General features: G+C 55.4%; 11 protein-coding genes and 1 tRNA gene. 7 read left to right on the forward strand and 5 right to left on the reverse strand.

Features of this window, described 5'->3' with window-relative positions; all coding sequences use genetic code 11:
• Positions 1-56 precede the first annotated feature (56 nt).
• Positions 57-1,295, reverse strand: coding sequence for a tyrosine-type recombinase/integrase (locus tag ACJJID_RS02490; RefSeq protein ID WP_444921346.1), 1,239 nt, complete (start codon positions 1,293-1,295; stop codon positions 57-59).
• Positions 1,296-1,458: 163 nt separating this feature from the next.
• Positions 1,459-1,545, reverse strand: a tRNA-Leu gene (locus tag ACJJID_RS02495).
• Between the two features lie 178 nt (positions 1,546-1,723).
• Between ACJJID_RS02495 and queA the strand changes: the two genes are divergently transcribed.
• From queA to secF, 4 genes are all read left to right on the forward strand, one after another.
• Complete coding sequence (queA, locus tag ACJJID_RS02500; protein WP_444921347.1) at positions 1,724-2,797, forward strand: tRNA preQ1(34) S-adenosylmethionine ribosyltransferase-isomerase QueA; 1,074 nt, start codon at positions 1,724-1,726, stop codon at positions 2,795-2,797.
• A gap of 14 nt (positions 2,798-2,811) precedes the next feature.
• Positions 2,812-3,930, forward strand: a complete 1,119-nt coding sequence (gene tgt, locus ACJJID_RS02505; protein ID WP_444922597.1) for a tRNA guanosine(34) transglycosylase Tgt — start codon at positions 2,812-2,814, stop codon at positions 3,928-3,930.
• A gap of 205 nt (positions 3,931-4,135) precedes the next feature.
• Entirely contained in the window at positions 4,136-6,004 is a 1,869-nt protein-coding gene (gene secD / locus ACJJID_RS02510; protein WP_444921348.1) for a protein translocase subunit SecD, read from the forward strand.
• Between the two features lie 11 nt (positions 6,005-6,015).
• Positions 6,016-7,020, forward strand: a complete 1,005-nt coding sequence (gene secF, locus ACJJID_RS02515) for a protein translocase subunit SecF (RefSeq protein ID WP_152452163.1) — start codon at positions 6,016-6,018, stop codon at positions 7,018-7,020.
• A 137-nt stretch (positions 7,021-7,157) separates the two neighbouring features.
• Here secF and ACJJID_RS02520 read toward each other — a convergent pair whose 3' ends face one another.
• The 3 genes from ACJJID_RS02520 to pyrC all read right to left on the reverse strand — a co-directional run bounded on the left by ACJJID_RS02520 (position 7,158) and on the right by pyrC (position 9,342).
• Complete coding sequence (locus ACJJID_RS02520) at positions 7,158-7,355, reverse strand: hypothetical protein (protein ID WP_152452165.1); 198 nt, start codon at positions 7,353-7,355, stop codon at positions 7,158-7,160.
• Between the two features lie 185 nt (positions 7,356-7,540).
• Positions 7,541-8,215: a ribonuclease T gene (gene rnt / locus ACJJID_RS02525; protein ID WP_152452167.1), complete on the reverse strand. Its 675-nt coding sequence runs from the start codon at positions 8,213-8,215 to the stop codon at positions 7,541-7,543.
• A 95-nt stretch (positions 8,216-8,310) separates the two neighbouring features.
• Positions 8,311-9,342 (reverse strand): dihydroorotase, encoded by a 1,032-nt coding sequence (pyrC, locus tag ACJJID_RS02530; RefSeq protein WP_444921349.1) that lies wholly within the window; start codon positions 9,340-9,342, stop codon positions 8,311-8,313.
• A gap of 319 nt (positions 9,343-9,661) precedes the next feature.
• On the opposite strand from pyrC, the gene ACJJID_RS02535 reads away from it, so the two are divergent.
• The 3 genes from ACJJID_RS02535 to ccoO all read left to right on the forward strand — a co-directional run bounded on the left by ACJJID_RS02535 (position 9,662) and on the right by ccoO (position 13,153).
• Positions 9,662-10,882 (forward strand): argininosuccinate synthase, encoded by a 1,221-nt coding sequence (locus ACJJID_RS02535; protein ID WP_152452169.1) that lies wholly within the window; start codon positions 9,662-9,664, stop codon positions 10,880-10,882.
• A gap of 187 nt (positions 10,883-11,069) precedes the next feature.
• Positions 11,070-12,524, forward strand: a complete 1,455-nt coding sequence (gene ccoN / locus ACJJID_RS02540) for a cytochrome-c oxidase, cbb3-type subunit I (protein ID WP_152452171.1) — start codon at positions 11,070-11,072, stop codon at positions 12,522-12,524.
• An 11-nt stretch (positions 12,525-12,535) separates the two neighbouring features.
• Positions 12,536-13,153, forward strand: coding sequence for a cytochrome-c oxidase, cbb3-type subunit II (gene ccoO, locus ACJJID_RS02545; RefSeq protein WP_152452172.1), 618 nt, complete (start codon positions 12,536-12,538; stop codon positions 13,151-13,153).
• Positions 13,154-13,160 lie beyond the last annotated feature (7 nt).

Consider the following 13,160-nt stretch of genomic DNA (forward strand, 5'->3'; position numbering starts at 1 on the left):
TGTTGGGTTAAAAATAAAGGCGAGAGCGATTGTTCCTCTTAGTGTTTAACTTTGTGTTAACCCTGCTTCACAAAAATAGGAACTACCTTTCCACTTCCTCGCATCTCATCAAGGTAATTTGCCCACCACTGCATCATCTCTTTTCGCTCACCCATATAACGAGCATGGTGGGTATATGCAGCCCGTACCCCATTCCTTTCCATATGTGAAAGCTGCCTTTCAATGGCATCAGGGTTAAAGCCGGTCTCATTCAGGATTGAGGAAGCTGTAGCGCGGAAACCATGGGGATTTGCTTTACTTTTTCCCTCTTGGGAGCCATCCCAGCCCATTTTAAAAATTGCCTTACGCATAGTGTTATCGGACATGGGCCGAGCCCTTTCGCGTTCAGAGGGGAAAAGCAGAGGGTATTGGCCACTGATGGGCTTTAATTCCTCCAAGACAGCACAGGCTTGGGTAGATAGCGGCACTATATGATCCGTTCCCATCTTCATACGCTCGCCAGGGATACGCCATAGAGCAGACTCGAAGTCGAATTCTTCCCAGCGTGCACAACGCAATTCGCCAGGTCGAACAAAGGTAAGGATTAATAGCTGTATAGCTAGCTTGGTTAGTGCTCGCCCGCGCTCCTGATAAAAGTCCAATTCTTTTAAAAAACTGGGTAATTCTTCGCGGGGAAGGGAGGCCCTGTGATTACTTTTACGGCCACGTAGAATGCCAGTTAATTCGCTGGCGGGGTTGTGAGTGAGTTTGCCAATTTGCACTGCATAACGACAAACCCGACGAATATCTTGCAGAACCCGCTGAGCAACATCCATTGCGTCCCGCTCTTCAATATCGCGAACAATGGCAATTACATCATGGGGATGAATATCGGCTATAGGTCTTTGCCCAATTCGGGGGAAGGCGTTATCACATAACCTAGACCATACGCGGTGGGCATGATTTTCAGTCCAGGTTCCTTTTTGATGTTTCCACCAGTCTTCAGCCACAGTAGCAAAGCTGCGGTCTTTGTTTTCTCGAACCTGATGTTTTTCAATTTTTCTTTGTATTGAAGGGTCTTGGCCGTTCTCTAGTAATTGCCTTGCCTCAATTACTTTATTTCGTGCCTGCTTGAGACTAACAGAAGGGTAAACTCCCAGGGCTAGCGTTTTCTGCCGTCCTTGGAACCTGTACTTAAGCCGCCAATACTTGGAGCCGGTGGGTTTTATCAGTAGGCGTAACCCTTGCCCATCTGTAAGCCACTGATCCTTGTCGCTTGGTTTGGCTTGCTTGATTTTCGAGTCAGTTAAAGCCATTGGTGCTACCAAATTCTAAATTGAACCAGGTAGCACCAAATGTAGCACCAGATAGCACCGGATGACAATGAACCAGAGCGGAGGGCTGTGTACCTTCCAGATAGCAAAAAGCCCGGATTTACCGGGCTTTCTGAACGATTCCGAACTTCCTCGGATCTTGATTTGGTACCAGAGGCCGGACTCGAACCGGCACGCTTTTAAGGGCGGGGGATTTTGAATCCCCTGTGTCTACCAATTTCACCACTCTGGCACTTTCGCTGCTCGACCTTGGGGTCGGTGCGAAGAGGGCGTGATTATAGCAATGCTTTGGTCTGGGTCAACCAGTGATTTCAATAACTTAGCGCATTTTCTGTCGTCCCAGTTAACAGCTCCTAAAATTTCCTATAACCTTCGCGACCTCTCCATAGTTTCTAGATTTCCAGGATTCCATGCAGCGTCAGGACTTTGACTTTCATCTGCCCGATGAGCTGATCGCCCGCGCGCCTACTGAAGAGCGCCGTGGCAGCCGTCTTTTGTGTCTGGATGGGCCCAGTGGGGCCATTGCACATCGGCAGTTCCCAGATATTCTCGACCAGGTCCAAGCTGGTGACCTGATAGTCTTTAACGATACCCGGGTGATTCCGGCGCGTTTGTTCGCGCAGAAGGAGACCGGCGGTAAGTTGGAAATCCTGGTGGAGCGGGTGCTCAATGAGACGGATATCTGGGCCCATGTGCGCTCCAGTAAGTCGCCCAAGCCCGGTTCTACCATTGTCCTTGAAGACGGCACCCGTATAGAGGTGACCGGCCGCAAGGATGCGATGTTTGAATTGTCCTTCCCCAAAGAAGAGGGTGTGCTGGCGATTCTGGATCGCCTCGGCCATATGCCGCTGCCTCCTTATATTGATCGTGAAGACGACGCCAGTGATCGCGAGCGCTACCAAACCGTATACGGCCGCAATGCCGGTGCAGTGGCGGCACCGACGGCGGGGCTTCACTTTGATGATGAGATGATCGGTGCGCTGCAGGATAAAGGTGTCGAGGTTGTCTTCGTTACCCTGCATGTGGGTGCCGGTACTTTCCAGCCGGTGCGCGTAGACAATATTTACGAGCACCAGATGCACAGCGAAGTGCTGGATGTTTCCCAGGATGTGGTGGATGCGGTAGCCGCTTGCCGCGCTCGCAATGGCAGCGTGATTGCGGTGGGCACCACCAGCGTGCGCGCGCTGGAAAGTGCGGCGCGCAGTGGCCAGTTACAGGCCACGGTGGGGGAGACAGATATCTTTATTTATCCCGGCTATGAATTCCAGGTTGTGGATAAGTTGATCACCAACTTCCATCTGCCGGAATCCACCTTATTGATGTTGGTGAGCGCCTTCGCGGGGTACCAGCATACGATGACCGCTTATAAGGCCGCTGTTGAGGAGCGCTATCGTTTCTTTAGTTACGGCGATGCCATGTTTATTACCCGCGATCCCAATGCCAAAAAAGAAGAAGTCGCACCAGCGAAAGGAGATACCCAGTGAGCCGCGAATGTTTTATGCAGTTTGAAGTGGATAACACTGATGGTAAGGCCCGTCGCGGCCGCTTGCGCTTCCCTCGCGGTGTGGTGGAAACCCCGGCGTTTATGCCGGTGGGCACTTACGGCACGGTGAAAGGCATGTTGCCGAGGGATATCGAAGGGATCGGTGCACAAATTATCCTGGGTAATACTTTCCACCTGATGCTGCGCCCGGGTACCGAAGTGGTTAAAGCCCACGGCGATCTGCACGATTTCACTCAATGGTCCGGCCCGATCCTCACCGACTCCGGCGGTTTCCAGGTGTTTAGCTTGGGTGAGCTGCGCAAGATTACCGAAGAGGGGGTTTCCTTCCGCTCGCCGATCGATGGCAGCCCGGTATTTCTGGACCCGGAAGAATCCATGCGGGTTCAGCGGGACCTGGGTTCCGATATCGTCATGATCTTTGATGAGTGCACGCCTTATCCGGCCACCACTGACGAAGCGCGCAAATCTATGGAGCTGTCCCTGCGTTGGGCGGAACGCTCTAAGAAGGCCCACGGCGATAGCCCGTCGGCGCTGTTCGGTATTGTGCAGGGCGGTATGTACCCGGAATTGCGCGATGTGTCCCTGCGCGGCCTCACTGAGATTGGTTTCGATGGCTATGCCATTGGCGGCCTGTCTGTGGGTGAGCCGAAAGAGGAGATGATCAAGGTATTGGATCACCTGGCGCACAAGATGCCGGAAGATAAGCCGCGCTACTTGATGGGTGTGGGTAAGCCGGAAGATATTGTCGAGGCGGTGCGCCGCGGTGTGGATATGTTTGACTGCGTCATGCCCACGCGCAATGCGCGCAACGGCCACCTGTTTACCTTCGAAGGTGTGGTGAAAATCCGCAACGCCAAGCACCGTCACGATACGGGTCCCTTGGAGGAAGAGTGCGATTGCTATACCTGTGAGAATTTCTCCCGCGCTTACCTGCATCACCTGGATCGCTGTGGTGAAATTCTCGGTGCGCAGCTGAATACCATTCATAATCTGCGCCACTACCAGCGTCTGATGCAAAAGCTGCGCGATGCTATTGCCGCCAATGAGCTGGAGGCGTATGTCGCGGAGTTCTACCGCGGCCTGGGCCGTGAGGTTCCGCCACTGCAGGCCTAATCCTGTCGCACTTTTATCCTATCTGGGGCATAGTCGATCGCACGATTGTGCCCCTGTCATTTGTCCGTTCATTCGATCCCCGTATAATCGCTTCCACTTTTGTCGGCGGCTGTGCACCTTGCAATCTGTGTACTGCGCCCACATATCGTGGCAGATTGCCAAGATTTACCGGCCCTCGGGGTCACACTAGAACAATGAGAACAGCATGAATCGCTACCCGATCTGGAAGTACTTTCTGATTCTCGCGGTTGTGGCCTTCGGCCTGATCTACGCCGCGCCCAACCTCTACAAGCCGGACCCTGCGGTGCAGATTTCCGGGCAGTCCAGTGCCATGGAGATGGACGAGAACGTCCTCACCAAGGCGCGCAAAGCCCTGGATGACGCGGGTATCGCCCACTTCGGTGGCGAGGTGGGTGATAAGGCGATTTTGATCCGCCTCGAATCCATCGATCAGCAGCTGCCTGCCAAGCGCGCGATTCAAGAGGCACTGGGACACAGCGATTACGTGGTTGCTCTAAACCTGGCGTCTACTACCCCCCAGTGGCTCAGTGATATCGGCGCCAGCCCCATGAAGCTGGGTCTCGACCTGGCCGGTGGTGTGCACTTCCTGATGGAGGTGGATACCAACACCATCGTAAAAACCAATATGGAAGGCTATGTGCAGGATGTGAAAACCAAACTGCGCGCGGCCAAGGCCCGTTACCGTAGCGTTAACCTGGTCGACGATCGCGAGATTGTGGCGCGTTTCCGCAACGAGGAGCTGCGCAGTCTGGCCCTTTCCACCATGCGTAAGGAATTCCCGCAGTTGCAACTGCGCGAGACCGGCAGTGGCGAGAACCTGGAAATCCGGGCCACCTTGTCCGAGCAAGAGATCAAACAGCTTGAGGACTACGCGGTTTCCCAGAACCTCACCACCCTGCGCAACAGGGTGAATGAGCTGGGCGTGGCCGAGCCGATCGTACAGCGCCAGGGGCGCAACCGTATTGTGGTGGAGCTGCCCGGTGTTCAAGACACTGCCGAAGCCAAGCGGATTATCGGTAAGACCGCCAACCTGGAATACCGTATGGAGGCCCGCCCCGATGAGCTGGTCACCAACAAGGAGTACTTCGAGTACCGCAGCGAGCGCCAACAGCAGATGTACGGCGGCGCCTGGCTGGAGCGCAAGATCATCATCAAGGGTGACAGCGTAACCAATGCGCGTGTCGGCTACGATGAGAGCGGTCTTCCCCAGGTGAATATCACCTTGGATTCCCGTGGTGGAGAGTTGATGCACCGCGCTACCTGGAAGAATGTCGGCCGCCGTATGGGCACCCTGTTTATCGAGACTCGCTTTACCCCGCAGACCAAAATGGATGCCGAGGGCAATCAGATTGTCGAGCAGGTTAGAACCGAAGATAAAAAGATTATCAGCTTGGCCACCGTGCAGAGCGCTCTGGGCAAACAGTTCCGTGTAACCGGACTGGACAGCCCGGCAGAAGCCCAGGAACTGGCCCTGCTGCTGCGCGCCGGTGCGCTGGCCGCTCCCATGTACTTTGTGGAAGAGCGCGTGATTGGTCCATCCTTGGGTGCGGATAACATCAAGGTGGGTGTGCAATCGGTACAGATCGGTCTGCTCGCAGTCATTATTTGTATGCTGATTTCTTACCGGGTCTTCGGTCTCGCCGCCAATATTGCCCTGGCGGTCAATATGATTCTGCTGGTGGCGGTGATGTCGATTCTCGGCGCCACCCTGACGCTACCGGGTATCGCCGGTATCGTATTGACCGTGGGTATGGCGGTGGATGCCAACGTGCTGATCTTCTCGCGAATACGGGAGGAGCTCAGGAATGGGATGCCACCCCAGTCGGCGATTAGTGCGGGCTTCGACAACGCCTACAGCACCATTGTGGATGCGAATATCACTACCCTGATCGTGGCGGTAATTCTCTACGCGATTGGCTCCGGTCCGGTGCAGGGCTTCGCGGTGACTCTGTCTATCGGTATTCTCACCTCCATGTTTAGTGCCATCATGGGCACGCGCGCAATCATCAACTTGTTCTACGGCGGTCGCCGTGTACAGAAACTCTGGATTTAAGGAGGCTGGCCATGAGTGAGACCAAAGTGGAAAGCGGAAAGATTACCGAGTACATGGGTAAGCGCGTGTACGACTTTATGCGCTGGCGCAAGTTTGCCACTGTGCTATCCGTTGTACTGGTGCTGGCTTCGATCGGGATACTGGCGGCTAAGGGCCTGAAATTCGGTCTGGATTTTACCGGTGGTACCCAGGTAGAAGTGGGTTACGAAGTTACTCCGTTTATTAATGACGTTCGCACCCAGCTGCAAGATGCTGGCTTTGAGGGCGCGACGGTTGTTAATTACGGTTCCGATAACGAGCTGATGATCAAGCTGCCCCCAGAGGTCGCCGAAGCAGAGACCCGTATCAGTGCCACCGATCAGGAGACCACCACGCCTATTGGTGACAAGGTGGTTGAGGTTCTGCGTGCTGGCAGTGAGGGCACCGTTACCCTGCGCCGTGTCGAACTGGTCGGCCCGCAAGTGGGTGCCGAGCTGCGCGACGACGGTGGCCTGGGTATGCTGGTAGCACTGGCTCTGGTGATGATGTACGTTGCTTTGCGCTTCCAGTACAAGTTCTCGATTGGCGCGGTAGCAGCACTAGGGCACGACGTCATTATTGTGCTGGGCTTCTTTGCTCTGATGGGGCTGGACTTTGATCTGACCGTGTTGGCGGCGGTGCTGGCGGTGATCGGTTACTCGTTGAACGATACCATCGTGGTATCCGACCGTATCCGCGAGAATTTCCGTAAAGTGCGCAAGGCAGAACCGGAGGAGATTATCAATATCTCCATCAGCCAAACGCTCGGCCGTACCTTTATGACCTCGTTCACTACTTTGTTAGTGTTGTGGGCGCTGCAGTTCTTTGGTGGCGAGCTGATTCATAACTTCTCCCTGGCTCTTATTGTCGGCGTGGTTGTGGGTACTTACTCCTCTGTATATGTTGCCGCGAACGTGCTGATGGCATTGAAGATCAGCAAAGAGGATCTGATGCCGCCAGTGAAAGAGGGTGCGGAGCTGGAAGAAGAGGTGCCCTAATTTGGGATAGTCTCTAAATTGAAAAGGCCGCTGATTAGCGGCCTTTTTTATGCCCCCGGTTTTTTCAGTCGCTGACAAGCAAATACTGAAATCGGGGCTTTTGACTGTGAGGTAATTACCGGGCTGGTTGCGAACAGTTAGCTGCGAGGCTTTTTGCCCAAGGTAATATGTTTGGGGCCGGAGGTGTTGGTCTGGCCGCTGACACCCTTGGGGACCTGCTCGATCTCGCCACCCTTCGCCAAAAAGGCCTGCACTTGCGCCTCAATACTCTCACTGGTCTCTAGAGGTGTGTTCTGCTTGCGACTGCTGGAAGAGGAGGATGCTTTTTTGGCCACGTTGACTGTCCGGTATTTTGGGTTAGCGAGTCATCATACAGCAAACTGCATAAAAAAGCACCCAATTGTCTAAGCGGCATCCATAGTGCGCAGTTTGCCGCCACGAGTGTGGCTAAAGGGGAAGGGCGCAGAGGGGTGGCGGAACAGACTGTTCCGGCCACTGACAGGGGAGTGCTCGCAGGAGGCTAGTTAGCCTCCTGTTCCTCGAATTCCGTGCTGGCCACCGGCCAGCCGCCCAGTTCCCGCCACTTGTTGACGATTCCGCAAAACAGGGTTGCCGTTTTCTCTGCATCGTATTCGGCGGAGTGGGCGCAGCTGTTGTCGAACTCGATACCGGCGACCTGGCAGGCTTTGGCCAACACGGTTTGACCGTAGGCGAGCCCGGCGAGGGTGGCGGTATCAAAGCAGGAGAACGGATGGAAGGGGTTGCGCTTGATGCCGGTCCGCTCCACCGCTGCATTGACAAAGCCCAGATCGAAGTGGGCATTGTGGGCGACCATAATGGCGCGGGTGCAGCTGTGTTTCTTCACAGCACTGCGGATCTTGCGGAACATTTCCGGTAGGGCGATTTCCTCGGGCCAGGCTTCGCGCTCGGGGGACTCCAGGTCGATGCCGATAAAGTCCAGGGCCGATTGCTCTACATTGGCGCCCTCGAACGGTTCCAGGTGAAAGCTGTGGGTCTCCAGCGGGAAAAGTTTCCCCTCTTCATCCATATCCAGGATTACCGCCGAAATTTCCAGCAGGGCATCGGTACGCGCGTTAAAGCCGCCGGTTTCCAGGTCGATCACAACTGGCAGGAAGCCGCGAAATCTCTGGGCGAGGGAGCTCTTGGGTCCTGTGGGTTCTTCCGCGGGGGTCACTTTGAGTCCTTGTAAATCTCAGTTGTGCCGGGATGTTTTTGCCCGGCGGGGTAGGGGATTCGCGGACCCGGGGCCCGCGAAGTTTTGGGCTGGAATTATACGAGTTTCCAGTTCAGGGTTTCACCGGCGGCCAGGGGGATCAGCTTTTCGCCGCCCATATCCAATTCTTCCGGTAGTGGCCAGGACTGCTTCGCCAGAGTAATGGTGCCCTGGTTGCGCGGCAGACCGTAAAAATCCGGGCCGAAATTACTGGCGAAGCCCTCGAGCTTATCCAGCTTGCCGGCGCGCTCAAAGGCTTCGGCGTACAGCTCGATGGCGGAGTAGGCGGTGTAGCAACCGGCACAGCCGCACTCCTGCTCTTTCTTGTGGTGCGCGTGGGGGGCCGAGTCGGTGCCGAGGAAAAACTTCGGGCTGCCGCTGGTAGCCGCTTCAATCAGTGCGGACTGGTGGTCGCCGCGCTTGAGGATTGGCAGGCAATAGAAGTGCGGGCGAATACCGCCCACCAGCATATGGTTGCGGTTGTACAGCAGATGGTGCGCGGTAATGGTTGCGGCAACTCCTTCGCGGGCGCCCTGCACGAACTCGACGGCTTGGGCAGTGGTGATGTGTTCGAATACCACTTTCAACGTGGGGAAATCATCAACCAGGCGGGACAGAGTCTTCTCGATAAAAGCGTGTTCGCGATCGAAGATATCGATATCATTGGTGGTGACTTCACCGTGCACCAGTAGCTTCATGCCGCAGGACTGCATCTCTTCCAAAGCCGGGTAAATATTGGCGATGTCAGTTACGCCGGAGTCGGAGTTGGTGGTGGCACCGGCGGGGTAGAGCTTCGCCGCGATCACGCCGGCGGCGTGGGCCTGGCGGATGACTTCGGCATCGGTCTTATCGGTCAGATAGATGACCATCAGCGGCTCAAATGTAAGGCCGGCCGGAACATGCGCGAGTATGCGTTCGCGGTAAGCGGCCGCGCCTTCACCAGTGGTGACGGGTGGCACTAGGTTTGGCATCACAATTGCGCGGCGAAATTGTCGGGCGGCATCGCCAACGGTGCGTTCCAGGGCGGTGCCATCACGCAGGTGAATATGCCAGTCGTCGGGGGCGCGAAGAGTGATTTGCTCCGTCATGGTACTCCAGGATATCAATTGCTGTTGAAGAGTCTCTGTGCGGCGCGCATGCTACCCGATGCGGGGTAAAAATGCGATGTGCGAGCCGGTTAAAAGTTAATCAATTGCGTAGACTCACACCTTGGCGCTAGTCGATTGCGAGCAGAGGCGCTACAATCGCGCCCCGATAAAGTATGTGGGTATTTATTGTGCCCATAAATACCGATGCTGGGCATACCTCCAAAAATAACCTCCCCCAGAACAACACAAATTTCACAGAAGGTGATCCAGGTCGCCGCACTTAAGTCGTGGTGGCGAAATCCGGCAGCAGAGGACAGCAATGAGCAAAATCGAGAAGGTGGTACTGGCATATTCCGGCGGACTGGATACTTCAGTGATCGTGCGCTGGTTGCAGGATACCTACGACTGTGAAGTAGTGACCTTCACCGCGGATATTGGCCAGGGCGAAGAAGTTGAGCCGGCACGAGCCAAGGCTGAGGCGCTCGGGGTTAAAGAGATTTATATCGATGACCTGCGCGAGGAATATGTGCGGGACTTCGTTTTCCCAATGTTCCGTGCTAACGCCATCTACGAGGGCGAGTACCTGCTGGGCACTTCTATCGCGCGCCCGCTGATCGCCAAGCGTCTGATTGAGATCGCCAACGAGACCGGTGCCGATGCCATCTCCCATGGCGCCACAGGTAAAGGCAACGACCAGGTACGCTTCGAGCTGGGTGCCTATGCGCTAAAGCCTGGGATTCAGGTTATTGCGCCCTGGCGTGAGTGGGATCTAAATTCCCGCGAAAAGCTGATGCAGTACTGCGAGCAGCACAAAATTCCCGTGGACTTCTCTTCCAAGAAGAAAAAGTCCCCTTATTCGATGGATGCCAACCTGCTGCATATCTCTTACGAGGGCGGCATTCTCGAAGATCCCTGGGCGGAAGCCGAGGAAGATATGTGGCGCTGGAGTGTGAGCCCTGAGGCTGCGCCGGAAGAGCCAACTTATATCACTATCGGTTTTGAGAATGGTGATCCGGTCTCTATCGACGGCGAGCGTCTGAGCCCGGCTACCCTGCTGGAAAAACTGAATAAGCTGGGCGGAGCCAACGGCATTGGTCGCCTCGATATCGTGGAAAACCGCTATGTGGGAATGAAGTCCCGCGGTTGTTACGAAACTCCCGGCGGCACCATTTTAATGAAAGCGCACCGCGCTATTGAGTCCATCACCCTGGACCGCGAAGTGGCGCATATGAAAGATTCCCTGATGCCGCGCTATGCCGATTTGATTTACAACGGCTACTGGTGGTCTCCGGAGCGCCGTATGTTGCAGGCCGCAATCGATGAATCTCAGGCAGTGGTCAATGGTGAAGTACGTCTGAAACTCTACAAGGGTAGTGTGAGCGCTGTTGGGCGCCGCTCTGCGGACAGCCTCTTCGATGAGCGCATCGCCACCTTCGAGGACGATGCCGGGGCTTACAACCAGAAAGATGCGGAGGGCTTTATCAAGCTCAACGCCCTGCGCCTGCGCATTGCCGCCGGTAAAGGAAGAAAGTTGATTTAGTCGACTTAGTTGATTTAGATCAGCCAAGGCCGGTGACGGATGCGCTTAAATCCTTATCCGGCCAACAGTGACAGTTATGTGTATGCCTTCGACGTTATAAGCGGGTTCATACATAACTGCCGCAGACCCAGTGGTGGGCCAGGCCCGCTCAGTGGATCCGAATTTTAAAAGCAACGGAAGTAAAAACATGACGACAACGGTGGCAAAGACCGGCCATGTGCCGGACTATGACTACAAAATCGTGCGCCAGTTCACCATCATGTCCGTGGTCTGGGGCATCTTTGGTATGGGCATGGGCGTATTGATCGCGGCTCAGCTGGCCTGGCCCGAGCTCAATGATTTCTGGCAGCCCTTCTCCCACTTCGGGCGATTGCGGCCACTGCACACCAATGCGGTTATCTTCGCATTCGGTGGTAGTGTTCTGTTTGCCACCTCCTACTATGTGGTGCAGCGCACCTGTCAGGTACGTCTCTGGGGTGGCTGGCTAATTCCATTCACCTTCTGGGGATGGCAGGTGGTGATCGTGGCCGCGGCAATTACTCTGCCGATGGGCTTCACCTCTACCAAGGAATACGCTGAGCTGGAGTGGCCGATCGATATCCTGATCGCCATCGTTTGGGTTGCTTACGCGCTGGTGTTCTTCGGCACCATCATGAAGCGTAAGACCTCCCATATCTACGTTGCCAACTGGTTCTTCGGTGCTTACATCATCACCATTGCCGTACTCCATATTATTAATAATTTGGAAATTCCGGTTGCTCCGTTCAAGTCTTACTCCATTTACTCCGGTACCAAGGATGCGATGATCCAGTGGTGGTACGGCCACAACGCGGTAGGCTTCTTCCTGACTGCGGCCTTCCTCGGCATCATGTACTACTTCGTACCCAAGCAGGCTGGTCGTCCGGTTTACTCCTACCAGCTGTCTATCGTGCACTTCTGGGCCCTGATCTCCCTGTACGTATGGGCCGGTGGTCACCACCTGCACTACTCAGCGCTGCCCGACTGGGCGCAGAGCCTGGCGATGGTAATGTCCCTGATTCTGCTGGCACCTTCCTGGGGCGGTATGATCAACGGCATCATGACCCTTTCTGGCGCCTGGCATAAGCTGCGCACCGATCCGACCCTGCGCTTCCTGGTGGTATCCCTGTCCTTCTACGGCATGTCCACCTTCGAAGGCCCGATGATGTCCATCAAAACTGTGAACGCTCTGTCTCACAACACCGACTGGACTGTGGGCCACGTACACTCCGGCGCATTGGGCTGGGTTGCAATGATCTCTATCGGCGCCCTGTATCACCTGGTTCCGGTTCTGTGGAAGCGTCGCGAAATGTACAGCACCAAGCTGATCAACGCGCACTTCTGGCTGGCTACTGTAGGCACCGTTCTGTACATCGCTGCCATGTGGGTTAACGGTATTACCCAGGGTCTGATGTGGCGCGCTTTCAACGCCGACGGCACCCTGACTTACAGCTTCGTAGAAAGTGTTGTTGCGAGCCACCCTGGCTATGTGGTGCGCTGGTTGGGCGGTGCCATGTTCCTGGTCGGTATGCTGCTGATGGCTTACAACGTCTACCGCACGATTACTGAGAAAGTAAACGATGCCGAAGCCGATAACACCGTTCGTGCAGTGCCAGCGGCATAGGAGTTTAGATCGTGAAGAATCATGACATCGTAGAAAAAAATATCGGCTGGATGATCTTTTTCACCATTATCGCCATCAGCTTTGGTGCCCTGGTGGAGATTGTCCCGCAGTTCTTTACCAAGGCGAACTACACTCCGCTGCCGGGTCAGAAGCCGCTGACCGCACTACAGCTGGAAGGCCGCGATATCTATATTCGCGAAGGCTGCCACGTTTGCCATACCCAGATGGTGCGCCCGCTGCGCGCCGAGGTGGAGCGTTACGGCCATTACTCCATGGCGCAGGAATCCGTGTACGAGCATCCCTTCCTGTGGGGCTCCAAGCGTACCGGTCCCGACCTGGCCCGCGTGGGCGGCCGCTACTCCGATGAATGGCAGCGCGCTCACCTGTACAACCCGCGCAGCGTAGTACCTGAATCCATCATGCCGGCCTACCCCTGGTTGTTCGACAACGTGGTTACCGGTAACTACACCGCGCGCAAGATGGAAGCACTGCGTCTGGTGGGCGTCCCTTACACCGATGAAGATATCGCCAATGCGGCTGAGCCTTTCAAAGGTGGCAAGGTGAAAGAAATTGACGCTCTGGTCGCTTACTTGCAACAGCTGGGTACTCTGGTCACCCAAAAACGCTAATAGCGAG

Source organism: Microbulbifer sp. CnH-101-G (genome assembly GCF_052466775.1).

Excerpts from the sequence above, each read along its gene's own strand:
- ACJJID_RS02490 (WP_444921346.1), bottom strand. The coding sequence starts at position 1,295 with ATGGCTTTAACTGACTCGAAAATCAAGCAAGCCAAACCAAGCGACAAG.
- queA (WP_444921347.1), top strand. The coding sequence starts at position 1,724 with ATGCAGCGTCAGGACTTTGACTTTCATCTGCCCGATGAGCTGATCGCC.
- tgt (WP_444922597.1), top strand. The coding sequence starts at position 2,812 with ATGCAGTTTGAAGTGGATAACACTGATGGTAAGGCCCGTCGCGGCCGC.
- secD (WP_444921348.1), top strand. The coding sequence starts at position 4,136 with ATGAATCGCTACCCGATCTGGAAGTACTTTCTGATTCTCGCGGTTGTG.
- secF (WP_152452163.1), top strand. The coding sequence starts at position 6,016 with ATGAGTGAGACCAAAGTGGAAAGCGGAAAGATTACCGAGTACATGGGT.
- pyrC (WP_444921349.1), bottom strand. The coding sequence starts at position 9,342 with ATGACGGAGCAAATCACTCTTCGCGCCCCCGACGACTGGCATATTCAC.
- ACJJID_RS02535 (WP_152452169.1), top strand. The coding sequence starts at position 9,662 with ATGAGCAAAATCGAGAAGGTGGTACTGGCATATTCCGGCGGACTGGAT.
- ccoN (WP_152452171.1), top strand. The coding sequence starts at position 11,070 with ATGACGACAACGGTGGCAAAGACCGGCCATGTGCCGGACTATGACTAC.